The sequence below is a fragment of the Cerasibacillus sp. JNUCC 74 genome, from assembly GCF_053667775.1.
In genome coordinates this window covers 2,964,686-2,981,921 of record NZ_CM132207.1, presented here as the reverse complement: position 1 = coordinate 2,981,921, position 17,236 = coordinate 2,964,686, and the positions used below count along the sequence as shown (strand labels likewise).

The 17,236-nt window shown below is 35.4% G+C and carries 15 protein-coding genes and 1 pseudogene; 9 read left to right on the top strand and 7 right to left on the bottom strand.

The features are described 5' to 3' along the window. Nucleotides 1-4 precede the first annotated feature (4 nt). From JNUCC74_RS13340 to JNUCC74_RS13325, 4 genes are all read left to right on the top strand, one after another. Nucleotides 5-2,971: an AAA family ATPase gene (locus JNUCC74_RS13340; RefSeq protein ID WP_454065729.1), complete on the top strand. Its 2,967-nt coding sequence runs from the start codon at nt 5-7 to the stop codon at nt 2,969-2,971. A 57-nt stretch (nt 2,972-3,028) separates the two neighbouring features. Continuing rightward, on the top strand, nt 3,029-3,577 hold the full coding sequence (locus tag JNUCC74_RS13335; protein WP_245799669.1) for a GbsR/MarR family transcriptional regulator: 549 nt from the start codon (nt 3,029-3,031) through the stop codon (nt 3,575-3,577). Between the two features lie 186 nt (nt 3,578-3,763). Next, nucleotides 3,764-4,723: a 3'-5' exoribonuclease YhaM gene (yhaM, locus tag JNUCC74_RS13330; protein ID WP_454065728.1), complete on the top strand. Its 960-nt coding sequence runs from the start codon at nt 3,764-3,766 to the stop codon at nt 4,721-4,723. Nucleotides 4,724-4,911: 188 nt separating this feature from the next. Next, a complete protein-coding gene (locus JNUCC74_RS13325) occupies nt 4,912-5,103 on the top strand; it encodes a sporulation YhaL family protein (RefSeq protein ID WP_425445263.1) in 192 nt (63 codons plus the stop codon). A gap of 164 nt (nt 5,104-5,267) precedes the next feature. Here the strand turns inward: JNUCC74_RS13325 and JNUCC74_RS13320 are convergent, their stop codons facing one another. The 3 genes from JNUCC74_RS13320 to JNUCC74_RS13310 form a co-directional block, all read right to left on the bottom strand. Next, a complete protein-coding gene (locus JNUCC74_RS13320; protein WP_454065727.1) occupies nt 5,268-6,155 on the bottom strand; it encodes a peptidylprolyl isomerase in 888 nt (295 codons plus the stop codon). 625 nt (nt 6,156-6,780) lie between these two features. Then, on the bottom strand, nt 6,781-6,966 hold the full coding sequence (locus tag JNUCC74_RS13315; protein ID WP_077317862.1) for a hypothetical protein: 186 nt from the start codon (nt 6,964-6,966) through the stop codon (nt 6,781-6,783). A gap of 542 nt (nt 6,967-7,508) precedes the next feature. Next, complete coding sequence (locus JNUCC74_RS13310) at nt 7,509-8,060, bottom strand: DUF3267 domain-containing protein (RefSeq protein ID WP_077317861.1); 552 nt, start codon at nt 8,058-8,060, stop codon at nt 7,509-7,511. A 1,297-nt stretch (nt 8,061-9,357) separates the two neighbouring features. Here JNUCC74_RS13310 and JNUCC74_RS13305 point away from each other — a divergent pair. Continuing rightward, nucleotides 9,358-9,693: a DUF1878 family protein gene (locus JNUCC74_RS13305; RefSeq protein WP_077317860.1), complete on the top strand. Its 336-nt coding sequence runs from the start codon at nt 9,358-9,360 to the stop codon at nt 9,691-9,693. A 31-nt stretch (nt 9,694-9,724) separates the two neighbouring features. Here the strand turns inward: JNUCC74_RS13305 and JNUCC74_RS13300 are convergent, their stop codons facing one another. Further along, nucleotides 9,725-10,219, bottom strand: a complete 495-nt coding sequence (locus JNUCC74_RS13300) for a GbsR/MarR family transcriptional regulator (RefSeq protein ID WP_077317859.1) — start codon at nt 10,217-10,219, stop codon at nt 9,725-9,727. A gap of 350 nt (nt 10,220-10,569) precedes the next feature. On the opposite strand from JNUCC74_RS13300, the gene JNUCC74_RS13295 reads away from it, so the two are divergent. From JNUCC74_RS13295 to JNUCC74_RS13280, 4 genes are all read left to right on the top strand, one after another. Beyond that, nucleotides 10,570-11,769, top strand: a complete 1,200-nt coding sequence (locus tag JNUCC74_RS13295; protein WP_454065726.1) for a quaternary amine ABC transporter ATP-binding protein — start codon at nt 10,570-10,572, stop codon at nt 11,767-11,769. After that, nucleotides 11,759-12,616 carry an ABC transporter permease gene (locus JNUCC74_RS13290; RefSeq protein ID WP_454065725.1) on the top strand — a complete coding sequence of 286 codons (858 nt, stop codon included), beginning with the start codon at nt 11,759-11,761 and terminating at the stop codon, nt 12,614-12,616. Before JNUCC74_RS13295 ends, JNUCC74_RS13290 begins: the two co-directional genes overlap by 11 nt. A 74-nt stretch (nt 12,617-12,690) precedes the next feature. Further along, nucleotides 12,691-13,593: a glycine betaine ABC transporter substrate-binding protein gene (locus tag JNUCC74_RS13285; protein WP_077317856.1), complete on the top strand. Its 903-nt coding sequence runs from the start codon at nt 12,691-12,693 to the stop codon at nt 13,591-13,593. Nucleotides 13,594-13,692: 99 nt separating this feature from the next. Next, nucleotides 13,693-14,628 (top strand): glycine betaine ABC transporter substrate-binding protein, encoded by a 936-nt coding sequence (locus tag JNUCC74_RS13280; RefSeq protein ID WP_454065724.1) that lies wholly within the window; start codon nt 13,693-13,695, stop codon nt 14,626-14,628. Between the two features lie 228 nt (nt 14,629-14,856). On the opposite strand, the pseudogene JNUCC74_RS13275 reads toward JNUCC74_RS13280, so the two are convergent. The 3 genes and pseudogenes from JNUCC74_RS13275 to JNUCC74_RS13265 form a co-directional block, all read right to left on the bottom strand. After that, a pseudogene (locus JNUCC74_RS13275) lies at nt 14,857-16,075 on the bottom strand (IS256 family transposase). 134 nt (nt 16,076-16,209) lie between these two features. After that, nucleotides 16,210-16,569: a YtxH domain-containing protein gene (locus tag JNUCC74_RS13270; protein WP_077317854.1), complete on the bottom strand. Its 360-nt coding sequence runs from the start codon at nt 16,567-16,569 to the stop codon at nt 16,210-16,212. Nucleotides 16,570-16,686: 117 nt separating this feature from the next. Beyond that, on the bottom strand, nt 16,687-17,208 hold the full coding sequence (locus tag JNUCC74_RS13265; protein ID WP_077317853.1) for a tryptophan transporter: 522 nt from the start codon (nt 17,206-17,208) through the stop codon (nt 16,687-16,689). Nucleotides 17,209-17,236: the final 28 nt, after the last annotated feature.

The window sequence follows — 17,236 nt, the reverse complement described above, 5'->3', positions numbered from 1 at the left end:
GAACGTGATTATTAAACGTGCTACTATTTTTGGCTTTGGTAAGTGGGTAGATTATACGATTGATTTTTCCACAAAACATCCGATGTATATATATGGAGAAAATGAATCTGGAAAGTCAACCTTGTATACATTTATCTTGTTTATCTTATTTGGACTTCCACCGAAACAGCGTGAATTTTACCGTCCAAAAACAAGTGGTAAAATGGGGGGAAGATTGACAGTTTCGATAGATGGAGAGACATTTATTGTTGAGCGACTGCATGAGGTGCGTAATGGTCAAGCTTTATGCTATATATCAGATGGAAGGCAAAAAGGGGAAAGTTGGTTAAAGGAACGGCTAAAAGGAATGACCCTTTCTACATATCAATCTGTTTTTTCATTTTCAGCAAAGGATTTAGAGCTCATTACTGAAATGAAGGAAGATGATTTAGGTGAGGTGATTTTGGGCATAGGATTAACTGGTGCGACGAACCTTTATGCTGTAGAAAAACAGTTGGATCAAAAATTAGCCGAATTATATAAACCTACTGGAAAGAAACCGTTGATTAATCAACAGTTAAATCAGTTACTTGAGATAAATGATCGTTTGGAGAAATGGAAGCGCTTGGAAAGGTCTTATGAAGAAAAGCAAGTACAGGTAAAGAAGCTGGAAGAAGAAATGAACCGAACGCGAGACGAACTAAAAGCAGCCAGTAATAAGCGAATGATGCTAGAAAAACAACAGCATGCATTACCGCTCCTACAGGAATACCAAGGAGTAACAAAACAGCTAAACTTGCTTCCGAATAGGATACTTTTTCCGGAAGATGGTATTTATCGCTGGGAGAAATTGAAAGAAAAACTGCTTCCTTTAAAAAGTGAAATAGCTGTTCTACAAAATAATAACGAGCGTTACCAGAGAGAGCTTAAAGAGATAGAAAAAGACTTAGTTGCAGATACGATTTATCAGGAGGGAAAGGAATTAGTTGGTAAAAGTGATGAATATGATCGACATACTGATGAAGCATCAAAGCTGTCTACTTCTATCGAAAAACAGAGAGACGAACTAAAAAAGTCCTTGCATGAGTTACAGTTGCCGATTAGTCAGCAAGAGCTAACTACCATGAATCTTTCTCTTTTTACAGAAAAAACCTGGAAGCAAATGAAGGAGGACATGGATAGCCTTGATTTTGAACAGGAACAAGTACAAATTGAAAAAAATCAGCATCGTAGAGAACGGAATAAGATAATTGAAGAAAGTAAAGCAATGCAAGATAAGCTCGTTACTGATGAGCAATTGACTGAATGGCGTAACCAATTGCATGAGGCGAACCATACATTTCTTTTACGAGATGCTAAACATAAGTATGATAAACGAGAAACAGAATGGCAAATGAACAAACGTAAAAAGCAAAAAAATGCTTTTTTATTCGCTTTGGTGACCTTCCTAATAGGGATCTTAATGGTTGGGATTGGTTTAGCTGCCAATGAAAAATTATTTTTAGTCGTTGCACTGTTGATCACATTCTTGGGGATAGGACAATGGAGATGGCAAAAGCAGACCATTACTGATATGGATTTATATTTTCGTCAAGCAGTAGAAACACGGTCGGGTCTGCAACTATCAGAAGCAGACCGCGTTCGAATTGACCATAATATACAACAACAGGAGCAATATCGAACGCAAATAGCGGCCTTGAAAGAGCGGTTAAAAACCCTTGATATTGATGCATTGAAATGGGAAGAAAAACAGGTTCATCTGTTAGAAAAGATGAGGCAGATGGATGAACGCATAATGAGTGAACAAGAGCGCTATCCTTTTTTGACTCATGTAGCACCAGCATATTGGCCGGATTTGTTTCATCGGTTAAAAACGTTTCAGCATATGAATAAAAAAATTCTGGAAGATGAATTCATATATGATAAAATAAGGAAAACACTAGAAAAAATGCATGCTAATGTAGTGATGTTTTTTCATAAAGTAGATAGGGAAATGACAAGTACGTCCGTTTCGGAACAAATTAGCTGGCTTCAAGACATGATTAAAAAACATGAAGCAGCTAAGAATAAACTTGTCCATTATCAAGCAAATATAGACGAAAATAACCGGGCATTACAGCAAGCTAAGCTCAAAATGCAGCCACTGGAAGAAGAAATGAAGCAGCTATTACAAATTGCTCAAGTTGATGGAGAAGAAGCTTTTTATGAACAAGGTAAGAAAAAGCAACATCAGCTATTTTTAAAAGAAAAAGCTCACACATTAACGGATCAGCTTGCTTCTTTATTCCCTGATGGAAGTTTGTTAATGAATATGGAGCAAGTACCGACACCCTTTATATTAAATCAGAAACTTGAGGATTTACGAGCAGAGATAGTTAAATTAGAGGATTGTTTGGAAAAGAAGCGGCAAGCGTTAGCAGCAGTTCAAGCTGAGCTTGCTACAATGGAAGAAAGAGAAGATCTTTCAGAGACAGCACATCAAATGGAAATGGAGAAGGAAGTCTTCAATCGATTGGCAAAGCGTTGGGCAACTATTAAAACTGCTAAGGAGATACTTCAACAAGCTAAACGTACATACCAACAAAAGTATTTAACGAAAGTAATAGAATGCACATCCGATTTCTTTCAAAAAATAACAATCGGGGCTTATAGAAAAGTGTTTTCACCGTTAGAAGATAGACCATTTATGGTAGAAGCAGCTGATGGTACGCACTATCATGTAAAAGAGCTTTCTCAAGGAACGATAGATCAATTATATGTAGCTTTACGTCTTGCAGTAAGTGTGTGTATAAGTGAAAAGCATGCTTTACCATTTATTATCGATGATGCATTTGTTCATTTTGATTCAGTTCGTACAGAACGTATAACAAGTCTTCTTTATGAAATTGCTAAGGACCATCAAATCATTGTTTTTACTTGTAAAAAAGACGTTATCGAAGCAGTGAAAAATAGAAATTATGTACAAATATTAAATTCTATTCGCATTCATTGAAAAATAATGATAAACTATGTTCAGATTATGATTATAATGCACGTGGAGGGACTTCCATTGCCAGAAAAAAATGAATCAAAAGACTGGGAAAAGTATGATGAAACAATTGAAAAATTTATACAGGCCATTGCTAAAAATATGAATTTATATGGACTCACTCCTTCCGTAGGGAGACTATATGGAGTGCTGTTTTTTTCAGATAAACCGATGACTCTAGATGATATGCGTGACGCTTTGGAAATGAGTAAAACAAGTATGTCAACAGGTGTTCGAGCATTATCGGAAATGAAGATGGTAGAATCCACCTTTAAAAAAGGAATCCGAAAAGACTTATATCAATCGGAAGAAGATTGGTACAAATCATTTACATCCTTATTTGGAAATCGGTGGCGCCATCATACCGAAACAAATATTGAAGAGTCGGAAGAAGCAATCGAAGAATTACAAAAATTATATGAAGGTACAAATGATGAAGAGTTAAAAGAGAAAATCACAAGAGATATTGAACGTTTGCGTTATGCTAAAAATTATTATGAATGGTTAATGAAATTTATCCAAGTAGTTGAGTCAGGCAAGATTTTTGACTATATTCCTAAAAATAAATAACAACAGAGACGGACTGATATTTCGCTAAGATATGTCAGTCTCTTTTTGCACGTTCGGTAAGTTAATTCGTTTAGAAACGAATTGCTATTTAAAAAACTAGTATATCGTAATAAAATACATAACCTGAGAGATGGTTTGCTTTTTGGAAACAGCTGGAACATAGTTAGTAGAAGGGATGGACTGAAGATGAAGCAAGATGTTAAAAAAGGGATAGGTCATGTTTCGATAGGTGATACATATGAAGGCTTTTTATTAATTAGAGAAGCAACGAAAGGTTTAACAAGTAATGGAAAACCATTTCTTACGTTAATGCTTCGTGATGCAACTGGAGAAATTGAGGCAAAGCTATGGGATGCTAGTAAAGAGGATGAAACTTTATTCATCGCTGAACAAATTGTTTGGGTTGCAGGTGAAGTAAATCAGTTTCGAGGTAAAGCACAATTAAAAATATTCTCCATTCGTCCAGCTCAGCCAACGGATCAGGTTAAAGTCTCGGATTTTGTGGAAAAGGCTCCCGTAGAAAGAGAAAGATTAATAGAACGGTTAACAGAAGCTATTTTTGAAATGAAAAACCCAACATTGCAAAGAATTGTACGTGCATTTGTAAAAAAATATCAAGAAGCATTATTAACATATCCGGCTGCTACTAAAAATCATCATGAATACGTCTCGGGATTAGCACATCACATCGTTAGCATGCTTGCCATTGCAAGGGAAATTCATAAGCTTTATCCTGAACTAAATAAGGATCTGTTATACGCTGGTATTATTCTTCATGATATTGGAAAAATAAAGGAACTATCTGGTGTTGTCTCTACATCTTATACGACAAAAGGTAAATTACTTGGTCATATTCCAATGATGGTAGAAGAAATCGGGATAATGGCAAATGAAATGCAACTGGAAGAGGAAGAAGAGGTTATTGTATTACAGCATTTAGTGTTAAGTCACCATGGAAAAGCGGAATGGGGTAGTCCGAAGCCGCCACTTGTTCGTGAAGCAGAGATTTTACATCTGATTGATATGCTAGATGCCAAATTGAATATGCTAAATCGTTCCCTTGAAAAAGTAAAGCCTGGCGATTTCACAGAACGGTTATTTGCAATGGATAATCGTGCTTTTTATAAGCCATTATTTGAAAAATAGTGCTAACAGAACACAGAATAGCTTTGCTTAAAAACAAGAAGATAACTGAAGAACGTTGTCTTTAGTTTCAGTAAATTCCATTTTCTGCCGGATAAAAGTAAACAACTCCAACTAGATTTATCTTAACGGTTATTTTTTTTCGCTTGTCTTCATATAGTTTATAAGAGAAGGACAAGGAGGCGGAAATAATGATACTAGGAGTGCCATGGTGGGTATTTATGATGATCATTCTCATCTTTTTTAGCGGCTATATGGCATTTCGTGGAATGCGTGCCGAAAGGAAAATGGAGGAGCATTTCATTGAGCAAGAAGGAGAAATATATATGGAACGCTTACGCAAAGAAAGGGAATTGAAAAGCAAAAACAAACAAGTGATGTAACATAAAAAAGACATTACTAGCTCTAAGAGATACAATACCTGATGCACGGTGAAAATTTTACGTTGTTGTGAATGAGGTGCCGTAATAAACTAAATATCCTTGCTAACATAATAATAAAGGCTAGTCCACATTTCGTGGCTAGCCTTTATTATTATGTTTCAAGTTTAACCTTTAGCATCCTCATCTTTTTGATCTTTTCCATCTGTTTGTTTAAACATATCTTTATATTTTTTAATTTTTACATCGATATTTGCATCTTGAAGAATTTTATCGATTTTTTCCTGTGCTTTTACCGGGTCCATTTTTTGTGTCAATAATTCACGACGTAAATCTTCTTTTACATCTTCATATTTTCCGAGTTTTTCCTTTTTCTCTCGCTTGTCATTTACTTTAATAATATGGTACCCGTGTTGGGATTTTACTGGATCACTTACTTCGCCTTTTTTCATACTATAAGCAGCATCTTCAAATTCTGGAACCATTTGTCCGGCTGAGAAGTAACCAAGATCTCCACCTTTTTCTGCAGAACCATCCGTAGAATATTCTTTAGCTAATTTGTTAAAGTCTCCACCGTCATCCAGCTTTTTCTTAACTTCTTTGGCTTTTTTTTCATCTTCTACTAAGATATGCTGTGCTTTTATTTCTGTATTTTTACGGTCGTATAATTCTTTAATTTCATCTTCCTTAATTTTAACGTCTTCAGATATAGCTTCTTCTTGAAGAAGACTTATTTTGATGATATTTCGCATGGCATCTTCACTGCCAAACTGTTGTTGAATAACAGCATCGTATTGGTCACCAAGCTGATCCTTCATCTTTTTAATTTCTTTATCTACATCATCATCCGAAACGTCATACTTATCTCCGAGTACTTCCATGGTCACCAATTCTTGTAGGACACTTTCTCCATGGCGATCCTTTAAGGCCTCGTAAAATTCTTCCTTCGTCACATCTCCTGAATCTGTTTTAACTACAGCTTCATCATCCGAACTACAAGCTCCTAATGCAAGTACACTTGCAGCTAATGTGACAGCAATTGCTGTTTTCTTCATACATAAACACTCCTAATCTGCTTGTACAATAATTCTCCCCTAGCATTAAATATAACATATTATGAAGTAAAAAATATAGTTCATTATAAATTAAAATACAAAAATTTTCATTTTGTAATTGGTAGTTGCAGAAAATGGTTCCTTTCTTAAGTTGTTTTGTTTTTAGCTTTGATCTAAACATATCCATTTCGCTGTCCCAAATTTTGATCCATAGGTTGTGCTAGTATCGGCAATGTAATAAGACAAGAAAAGCTTTGACAGTAATGGCCTTTTCCAAGGGTAAGGAAAGCTCCAGCTAAAGCAATGTGACTTTTAAAGGATATTGTCTTAGCTGTTAGCTGATCAGGGTTTCAATTGATTATCTTTTCAGCATGGATAATAAGTCCCTTTATTTCATCTAGCTTTAAAAAGTAAAGTAAAATTGCTTTTATTTGAAAACATGTAACATATTCTATGTATGCTAAGATTGTGGAATCAATTTTCTACATAAAGTATACTGGTCTTACGTTGTGGATGACTCGACAAATATTCAGCATAAGTGCAACTAACATCTCCTTAACTAAAAAGGGGAGATTTGATGGTTGTCCATTTATCTTTATGTTTAAGTTACAGCTAGCTTAGATTATTACACCATCAGATTTGTTACTCTTAAATAAGAACAGACGAGTAAAATAGTAATCATTACATTAATAACACGAAACATTTTCCCTTGCTTTAGTGCTTCCATTTCCATTTTGACACAAAATTGATGGGTTAATGAATTAAAAATAAGGAATACAATAAATCCATAAATAAGGAAAATGATATTCATTAAACTCCCCCCTAATTTATTTAAAAATGACCAATGACAAGGGTTTTCTTTATCCCGCATATAACTGGCATTAGTTTTACTTCTATGCTACGAGGTGAACCCTAGGAGATCCAATTGCCAATGAATTACAAATGTCCGATTCTATTCAGAGACCTATAGGTCATACCCTTGCGGTACTAATCGGGGGATAAAAGAAAACCCCGACTGATTGGAGATTCACTTTATCTCCTTACCTTATAAAAATATCATACTCTATACTGTAGCAAAAGTTTAATCATCTGAACAGAGAATATTTGTATATTACTCAAACTCTGATTAAGTTGCAACAAAATCAAACAAGAAAGATTGAAAACTAGTAGTTCACTATTTTATGATTTAAGATGTTTTTTTTAGAAACGAAAACAGGTCTGATAGAAACATCAGACCTGTTTTGCTGGGTAGGTAACGAATGTCCGCCTATACATGCTGGATATCGTTTTAATAGTAGTTTTTCTAGCTCTAACTAGAAAAACTAGCGAACTTCGGGGATAATTATGTTATCCTTAATGATCACGAATAAGAATATCGAAGCCGTTTTCCTCGCCCTTATTTTCAATTAAGGATTGTTTTGGCGCCCTCCATAAATAACAGATATTTAAAAGATCCATAAAGGCAAGGCCAATATGAATGGAAGTCAGTAATAAAATATAGACTGTGTAATGGTTAAAATAATAACTTGCTACGACTCCGGGGATGATTAACAAGATGGTTGGAGCTATAGCAACTAAGGTATATGCTTTTTTTGTTAAATGATATTTCGTATAATAGTAGAAAACGGGAAAACACTTATTTTTTAGTTTGAAAATAATTTTTATTCGTTTGTTCATCATAATTAAAGGTAAAATGTGCATGCACGAATGAATAGTTGGCAAAAGCACAAGTAGAAGAAGAAAGGGAACCATACCTGCCTCACTAACTTTTGTTGATGCTCCTTGCAGCATGGAGATTAGTACATATAAAAAGATAAAAGCAGATAAAGCGATTAGGCTCGACACAATAAATAACCGATTACGGCCGAATTCCTTTGTGAGGTTAATGGATTTCCAGCAATTCATGTTGATTCCTCCAGACCTTTTTAAAGTTTATTTATAGGATGTTCAGAAGCCCGGTAAAAGAGATGCAGCAAATTTCTTTCTAGTGTCTTTTTTATCCCGCATGTAACTAGCAGTAAGATCTCTACTTCCCTGCTACAAGGTGAACCCAGGATAAGTGGAGGACTCAACTGCAAGTCAGATGTCCGATTCTGTTCATCAACCATCAGTGGGGATAAAAGAAAATCCCCACTGATTAAAGATTCACTTTGGCATATAGTGTGCTTTTTGAATCTATGTCGTTTCGAATTTCGATGCACGGTACGACGTTGCTAGTATCGGACTGCACCAGAACAGGTAGGTAACGATACTTCGCTATTTTCAAGAACATTTCCGATCTTAACTGAACTAGGCTTTTTTCCTTTATTGAAATACGTAATTATACGCTAGTAAAGCATAATTTCAGTATAGAAATTACTCGATGACGCAAAAAATTTAACGTTTTAAGTGTAGCTAAAGTATACTTGCTTTTAAGGCATAATCATTAGACGATTTTTATCGTCTAGGAAACTATCAAGTTTGATTGTTCATTATCTAGCTTTAGGCCTAGCCCATGGAGGTCGCTTCACTCCCGGGCAGCGCCCTCGTCAGAGTTCCAGCGTTTGTGGGGGCTAATCAAGGCGTTTCCAGCTTTTGTTTTCCTTCAAGAATCATAGTAAAATTAACTGGAAAAAGCAATAGGTTTTGCGAAGTTTTTTTCCATGTTAACAAATATTTAAAAATAACCAGAAGTTGTATTATTTATTCGTATGAAAATGTTGACTGCTATCTCTTCAAAAGTTAATGAAACGTAAAGCTTTATGTGATGTTAACAATGCCTGTAAATTTTCAATTAGTGGATGGTCGACAATAAGAGATGATGATTTTGTTATTCCAGGTAGTTGAGAACTTAAGTTTTGATCTACTGTCTTCAGAAAGAAGCAGTCCTTGAATGCAGTTTCCCTATATCCTAGATGTAAGGTATCGTAAGCCTCTCCCTTCTAAGAATTAAAGGAGCACGGAGGAGAAGAAGAGAGAGAAAACGGCACCTAAATGCCCGATTCGTTCAACTAACATTCCGTGTGGAAAGCGTTTCACGGAATGAAGTTTCACTTTATCTCGTCAGAAGATCTGCTGTTTATACGCCACTACTCGAATGCTTCTAGCTTTTGTTCTACTTCTTCTGTAGAGAGAAATGTCGATCAAATTTAAATGGAATATATTGTCTGTATGCATGTTATAATGATAAGACCTAGGGAGGAAGGAGAGCGAGAAGATTAACATGAGTAATAAGGCTGAAACGGCTGCTTTTCATTTACAGTTACTTTCTAAAGTGATTAATACTGATAAGTATCCATTTACGAAATTAATCATTGACAAAGGTTTAACAGAACAGGAATATAATAAGCTGATGAACAGAATTAGTTATCTTAACTGTCAATATCTAAAGCAATCAGAAGAGGGGTTGCTCGATTTTACTTCCTTATTGCTTCATTTTGTTGGAATGTTAACGGAAAAGTTAGAGCCAAATAAGACAATTATTGCATTAAAAAAAGAAGGATACTATCCTTCTTTAATGGATGAATTTCTAAAAATTATTGACCATATAAAGGATTAGCAAGGATGTCATTGTCAGTATAAATGGCTTGCTAATCCTGTTTTATTTTGCTAAAAATGTTCTCTATTTCTTGATGAAAATGTATCAGATATTGAACATGCTCTTGCATCCGCTTTATTTCTGATAGGTGCTTTTCATTATGTTCGTTGGCTATTTCTTTTAATAATTTTTCTAGCTCTTCAAAAGATTGTTTTTGTTGATTAGCATCATCAATCCATTTATTTAGATGAGAGATCATAAGCGATTTGAACAGTTGTGTTTGAGCTCTATATAAGCTTTTTCTTACACCTTTTTTCCACACTCGTGTTACTAAATTCTGATCAGCCAGGGAACGTATGCTTGTACTCATAGATGTTTTACTCTTTCCTAAAGCCTCAGCCATCTCATCAAGTGTCATAGGATGCTCCGCTAAATATAAATATGCAAAAAGTCTTGATTCCGTTGATGTTAAACCGAACATTTCCACTGTTTTGGTAAGCTCTAATAAAATTTTATTGTTAATATATTCGATTTGAGGTTTAATCATGAAATCCCCCTAAAGCCTTGATATATCAAGGTTACACTAAATTTACAATCAATAAAACTTACTTATCTAGTAGCATACTGGAGTATTTGGGAGTTATACAGAGTATATAGTACATATTTTTTGTTCAGTATTAACTGTATAAAAAATATGTACAAAACTTAAAGTATTTAAAGTTTGTGTTGAATAAATAAAATCGTTATAGTAATAAAGTAAATGTTTTTGTTCGGAGCTTTTGAAAATCTATGAATCCATGATTCAAATTTTTTAAAGGCTTTGATATGGATTAGCTATGATTAAAAAGTATTAGGTCGATGTAATCGTAGCTGAAACTGAAAAATGAGGTGAAAGATGTGCCGATCATAGAAGCAAAAAATTTATCAAAAATATTTGGTAAAAATCCAAAGCAAGTTACAAAGTTACTGGATAAGGGTTTGACAAAAGAAGAAATACTAAAAGAAACAGGGAACACTGTTGGAGTTAATCGTGCTTCTTTTTCTGTCGAACAAGGAGAGGTTTTTGTTATTATGGGATTATCAGGAAGTGGTAAATCTACCCTTGTGCGACTGCTTAATCGTTTAATTGAGCCAACAGAAGGCACCGTATTAATTGATGGAGAAGACATAATGAAAATGGACAAACGTGCATTACGTAATGTGCGTAGAAAAAAAATGAGTATGGTGTTTCAAAATTTTGGTCTGTTTCCACATAGAACTATTCTGCAAAATGCAGAGTATGGATTAGAAATTCAAAAAGTAGATAAAGAGGAACGACGGAAAAAAGCTGAAAAAGCACTAAAGTTAGTTGGATTAGGCGATTATTTACATCAAAAGCCAAATCAGTTATCTGGGGGAATGCAGCAACGAGTAGGGCTTGCTCGTGCATTAGCAAATGATCCAGAGATTCTTTTAATGGATGAGGCTTTTTCTGCATTGGATCCATTAATTCGTAAAGAAATGCAAGATGAGTTGTTGGATTTACAAGGAAAAATGCAGAAAACAATTATTTTTATTACCCATGATCTTGATGAAGCTCTACGAATTGGTGATCGGATTGCACTGATGAAGGATGGAAATATTGTACAAATTGGTACACCTGAAGAAATTTTAGTCAATCCAGAGAATGACTATGTTCAAAAGTTTGTTGAGGACGTAGATCGTTCTAAAGTATTAACTGCACAACATATTATGAAACGTCCAGAGACGGTCAATATAGAAAAGCATGGGCCAAGGGTTGCTTTAGAACGAATGCGTGAAGAAGGATTGTCAAGTATTTTTGTTGTTGATAGTCAACGGAATTTAAAAGGATATATTTCTGCAGATAGTGCTTCAAGAGCAGTGAAAAAAGAAATAACCAATTTACAAGAAATTCTGCAAAACGATATTCCGATTGTAGGCAAAGATACATCCATGCATGAGATTTTTGATCTCATCTATAATTCACCCATTCCAGTTGCTGTAGTAGAAAATGAAAGATTAGTAGGAATTATTGTGAGAGGTGCAGTCATTGCTGCCCTATCCAGTGTTAATGAGGTGAATTTAGATGTTGAATAATATATTGGATATGATCCCCAAAATAGAACTTGCAGAAGGAACAGACAAAGTTACTGATTGGATTACAAGCACATTTTCCTTCTTATTCGATCCTATCAAAGAACAGTTTGAAAGCTTTATGGATTTTACTTCAGAATCGTTAATGGCAATTCCCCCGTTAATTGTAATTCTTATCGTAGCAGTAATTGCGTTTTTCATCACCGGCAAAAAATTCGGTTTAGCCGCATTTTCAATCGTGGGCTTATGGCTAATTTATAATCAAGGATTATGGGAACAGCTTATTAATACGTTCACTTTAGTATTATTAGCTAGTATTTTATCCGTTATTATTGGAGTGCCAATCGGAATCATAATGTCAAAAAGTAATATAGCATCTGCCATTATAACTCCAATTTTGGATTTTATGCAGACAATGCCTGCGTTTGTATATTTAATTCCTGCAGTTGCCTTTTTTGGAATTGGCATGGTTCCTGGGGTCTTTGCATCTTTAATTTTCGCTACACCACCAACAGTTCGATTTACCAATCTGGGCATACGTCAAGTGTCTGCTGAATTAGTAGAGGCTTCAGAAGCATTTGGTAGTACAGGTGCGCAGAAGTTATTTAAGGTTGAGCTGCCAATGGCGAGACCAACGATTATGGCAGGCATTAACCAAACAGTTATGTTAGCATTGTCTATGGTAGTTATCGCATCCATGATTGGAGCTCCCGGATTAGGTAGAGATGTCCTTTCTGCATTACAACGTGCAGAAGCAGGTGCTGGATTTGTTGCAGGAATTGCAATTGTAATTTTAGCTATCATTATGGATCGAATTACGCAAAATATGAATAAAGAAAGAAATAATTAATTAATTACTAGGTTGGTATCTTTTCATAAGAAAAGTTTTCTTATTTAAAATGAAAAAATAAGGAGAGATTTATATTGTTTAAATGGAATTGGAAACATTTGGGTTTAGTTGCAGGACTTTTATTAGCACTTTTTGCAGCTGGGTGTGGATCGGATGATGAATCATCAAAATCAAAATCCGGAGAAGGTTCAGGAGATAAAAAGTCAAAAGAAATAGAGTTAGTTTATGTAGAATGGGACTCTGAAATAGCTTCTACACATGTAATTGGTAAAGTTCTGGAAGATCAAGGCTATGATGTAAAATTAACTCCGTTAGACAATGCTGTAATGTGGGAGTCTGTAGCTAAGGGAGAAGCTGACGGTATGGTAGCTGCTTGGTTACCTGCAACGCACAAGAGTCAATATGAACAATATGGCGATCAAGTAGTTGAACTGGGAGAAAACTTAGAAGGTGCCAAAATTGGTTTAGTTGTTCCGGATTATATGGATGTAACTAGCATTGAAGATTTAGATAAGCAAGCAGATCAAGTGATTACTGGAATCGAACCTGGTGCAGGAGTGGTTGCTGCAAGTGAACAAGCACTTAAAGATTATGATAATCTAAAAGACTGGACAGTTCAAACGTCATCAAGTGGCGCAATGGCAACTGAATTAGGTTCAGCAATAGAAAAAGAAGAGGAGATCATTGTAACTGGATGGACTCCACATTGGAAGTTTGCCAAATATGACTTGAAGTATTTAGAAGATCCAAAGGGGACATTTGGTGAAGAAGAAACGATTGAAACAATGGTTCGTGAAGGATTAGAAGAGGATATGCCTGAAGCATACAAAATACTTGATCAATTTAAATGGACAACAGACGATATGGAATCTGTCATGCTAGAAATTTCTAATGGTGCTTCTCCTGAAGACGCTGCAGCTAAATGGGTGGAAGACAATCAAGATAAAGTGAAGGAATGGACAAAAAACGTAGAGTAATAGATTTCTAAAAAGATGATTTGATAATTAAACTTTTGGCAAAAGCTGATACAAATCTGTATCAGCTTTATTTCTAAAACAATAATAAGGTGTGTTATTATGACTAGTAAAAAGTGGGAGAAATCGTTGTTTTTATTCGGAATAGTCTTTTTATTCATGATGCTTGTTGGCTGTAGTGCCGATGATAACAAGAAAAGGGATAGTAAGTCTGCTGAGTCGAGTGGTGAAAACAATTATAGCGAAGAAGTAGATTATACAATAACTGGGATAGAACCAGGAGCAGGGATTACCGTAACAACAGAAAAAGCAATTGAGGAATATGAGAGTCTATCAGGCTGGGAATTAGAACAATCATCTACTGCGGCTATGGTTACTGAGTTAGAAGAAGCAATAACTAACGAGGAGCCGATAATTGTAACAGGCTGGAATCCTCATTGGAAGTTTGCTAAATTTGATAATTTGAAATATCTAGAAGATCCAAAAGGCATTTATGGGGATGTGGAAGTGATTAAATCACTAGCTCGAAAGGGTTTAAAGGAAGAAAAGCCAAACGCTTATAAGCTAATTGACCAGTTTAACTGGGAAGTCGAAGATATGGAAAGTATTATGTATGAGGCTTCAGAAACTGGAGAGGAAGTAGCAGAAGTAGCAAAACAATGGGTGAAAGATAATCCGGATAAAATAAAAGCATGGATTGAAGGCGTTGAAGATGTCGATGGTGAAAAACTGGAGCTTGTTACAACTCCTTGGGATTCAGAGCTTGCTTCGGCAAACGTCGTAGCTGAGGTTCTTCGGCAAAAAGGGTTTAAAGTAACAATTACCCCTGTAGATGTTGCTGTTGTATTTGAAGCAGTTGCAAATGGGGATGCTGATGCTACATTAGCGGCTTGGATGCCAATGACACACAAAGATTTTTATGAGAAATTTGAAGATCAGTTTGTGGATATGGGAGAGAACTTGAATGGAGCTAAAATTGGATTAGTAGTACCAGATTATATGGAAATAGATTCCATTGAAGATTTGCAAGCAAAATAAGTAAGGAAAAACGAGTTCCGAAACGGAGCTCGTTTTTATATATGAGGGAGTATAAACTATTTTGTGTAAATGGGAATTGCACACAATAAAATATACAGGCTTTACGTGGAGAAGCGGGCGTGATACGCTCGCTTTTTCGTTGGCGATAGCTTTGTTCTTTAAAGGTATCTCCATCGCCAATTCATCACGCCCGCAGAGGCTCCATGTCAAGCCGGAACCAAACTACAGTTATAATGCAAGTTCGGTTTCTAGACGTTCTCCAAAATGAATGGCTAGCTGTGATATACATTCTTTCCATCCTTGTACTGGCATAGTCCATTTTTTAGTAATATCCATGGTTGCCAAATATATCATTTTTCTTAATGCATCATCAGACGGGAAAGCAGATTTTGTTTTTGTGACTTTTCTAAGTTGTCTATGATACCCTTCAATAATGTTCGTCGTGTATATAATTCTTCTAATTTCCCTAGGGTAACTGAAATAGGCGGTTAATTCCAACCAGTTTTGTTCCCAGGATCGAATAATAATAGGATGCTTTTTTTCCCACTTTTCTTTGAAAGCAGTGAAGGCCAGTTCGGCTTCTTCTAAGGTTAATGCTTGATAGACTTTCTTTAAATCCTTCATTACCTCTTTTTGTTCCTTATAGGAGACATATTTCATGGAATTGCGTATCTGATGGATGACGCATAGCTGTATTTCTGTTTTAGGAAACGCAGAACTAATTGCCTCTGAAAAGCCTGAAAGCCCGTCCTTACATGCAATTAAAATATCTTCTACACCTCTATTTTTAAGATCTGTGCATACGCCCAACCAAAAACTAGCACTTTCATTTTCTCCTATCCAAATGCCGAGTATCTCTTTTACCATCCATATTAATTCCTAAAACACTGTATGCAGCTTTATTTACAATCCTATTTCCATCTCGTACTTTAAAGTGGATTGCGTCCAAATAAACAATTGGATAAACCCGATGAAGAGGGCGTGATTGCCACTCTTTGACGAGAGGCATAATCTTATCGGTTACTTTACTAACCATGGTCGGAGAAATATCAAGCCCATATAAATCCTGCATTTGGCTTTCGATATCTCTTGTTGACATCCCCTTTGCATAAAGTCCCAGTATTTGGTCTTCTATTCCATTGATAGTCGTTTCATACTTCTTAATAATCTTTGGTTCATAGTCACCATTTCGGTCTCTTGGAATATTCAATTCGGTATCCCCGTATTTAGATTTTACCGTTTTCTTACTATACCCATTTCGGCTATTTCCAGTGTTATTGCCAGTGGTACTATGTTTCTGATAACCCAGTTCATCCTCTAATTCAGCTTCAAATACCCGTTGAATGGTATCTTTAAATAAAAGCTTCATCATCTCTTGTACATCTTCTACAGTACGACATTCTTTTACCAAATCTTTAATGGTTTTGTCATGAAAAAAGTCTTGCATAAATGATCATCTCCTTATTGGAAAGTATATCCATTTACACAAAACTTTTTACACTCTCATATATGAAGCACGTGTATTGGATAATTATTTATGTAAATTAAAAAGCTTTCCCAATTGAGAAAGCTTCCCATCTTTTATTGTTTTTTAACTTTATCTTCTAAGTCCTTTAAACTTGACTCAATTTGTTCCAAATACTGATGAATGTTTTTTTGGTGGGGTTCTACAGTTGTTTTCCACTCTGTTACTGATTTCTTCATATCTTGAGTAAGCTCTTTAATTAATGCAACGCCTTCTTGAGAGGTTTCTTGAATTTGTTGTTTTAAGCGCAACCCGTCCTGTTTTAAACTTAGAAGCATTTTTTTCAATTCTAAGGTTCTATCCTTCATTTGATTTCGGAAGTTTTGTCCAGAAGAAGGAGTGCTAAGTAGAGTGACCGTCGCACTAACGACACCTCCAACTGCTATTCCCAAAAATAGAGATTTTGCATTAGCCATTTATATTCGCTCCTTTCTTACTTATTATATACCTTTATAGCAAGTATTAAAGATGGTCTGGCAACTGTATGATTGTAAAAAATCCTCCGACAAACTTTATGCCAGAGGATTTTATCATCACGTACTAATTAGCTGTGGTGCTCTTTTTAAAATCCTTTGTGTAATAGGAAAGACAACAGCTATAATAAGTGTGTTCAGCAGTGCAGCTGGTAATACAGCCATGCTAAACATAGCTAAGAATGAGCCATCCATGATGCCGATTAAATATAAGACAACACTTAAAAAGATTGCTCCTGAAATCAATGTTCCAATTGCAGTTAGAACTGCTGCACGAATAGTAGGGCTCATTGATTTCTTAATGATGATAGCTAAAATTAGAAAAAGCATTGCTGTAATCGGCTTATCAATAAGATTAGCTATTTGTCCTCCTGGAGCTGAAGTAGTTAAAGCGGATATGATTCCAGTAGCAATAGAAAGTATTACCACATATTTTACTTTGGGAAATAGAAGAATTCCCAAAAACATCATCGAAAGCAGCATATCAGGTTTAACCCCAAAAATAATCGGTGGTACAATAGCATGTAACACAGCCCCAATACCTACGAATAGCGACAAAATAACTAATACTCTTATATTCATTTGTATACTCTCCTCTACTCAAGCTTTT

Excerpts from the sequence above, each read along its gene's own strand:
- yhaM (WP_454065728.1), top strand. The coding sequence starts at position 3,764 with ATGAAGCAAGATGTTAAAAAAGGGATAGGTCATGTTTCGATAGGTGAT.
- JNUCC74_RS13325 (WP_425445263.1), top strand. The coding sequence starts at position 4,912 with ATGATACTAGGAGTGCCATGGTGGGTATTTATGATGATCATTCTCATC.
- JNUCC74_RS13320 (WP_454065727.1), bottom strand. The coding sequence starts at position 6,155 with ATGAAGAAAACAGCAATTGCTGTCACATTAGCTGCAAGTGTACTTGCA.
- JNUCC74_RS13315 (WP_077317862.1), bottom strand. The coding sequence starts at position 6,966 with ATGAATATCATTTTCCTTATTTATGGATTTATTGTATTCCTTATTTTT.
- JNUCC74_RS13310 (WP_077317861.1), bottom strand. The coding sequence starts at position 8,060 with ATGAATTGCTGGAAATCCATTAACCTCACAAAGGAATTCGGCCGTAAT.
- JNUCC74_RS13305 (WP_077317860.1), top strand. The coding sequence starts at position 9,358 with ATGAGTAATAAGGCTGAAACGGCTGCTTTTCATTTACAGTTACTTTCT.
- JNUCC74_RS13300 (WP_077317859.1), bottom strand. The coding sequence starts at position 10,219 with ATGATTAAACCTCAAATCGAATATATTAACAATAAAATTTTATTAGAG.
- JNUCC74_RS13290 (WP_454065725.1), top strand. The coding sequence starts at position 11,759 with ATGTTGAATAATATATTGGATATGATCCCCAAAATAGAACTTGCAGAA.
- JNUCC74_RS13280 (WP_454065724.1), top strand. The coding sequence starts at position 13,693 with ATGACTAGTAAAAAGTGGGAGAAATCGTTGTTTTTATTCGGAATAGTC.
- JNUCC74_RS13270 (WP_077317854.1), bottom strand. The coding sequence starts at position 16,569 with ATGGCTAATGCAAAATCTCTATTTTTGGGAATAGCAGTTGGAGGTGTC.
- JNUCC74_RS13265 (WP_077317853.1), bottom strand. The coding sequence starts at position 17,208 with ATGAATATAAGAGTATTAGTTATTTTGTCGCTATTCGTAGGTATTGGG.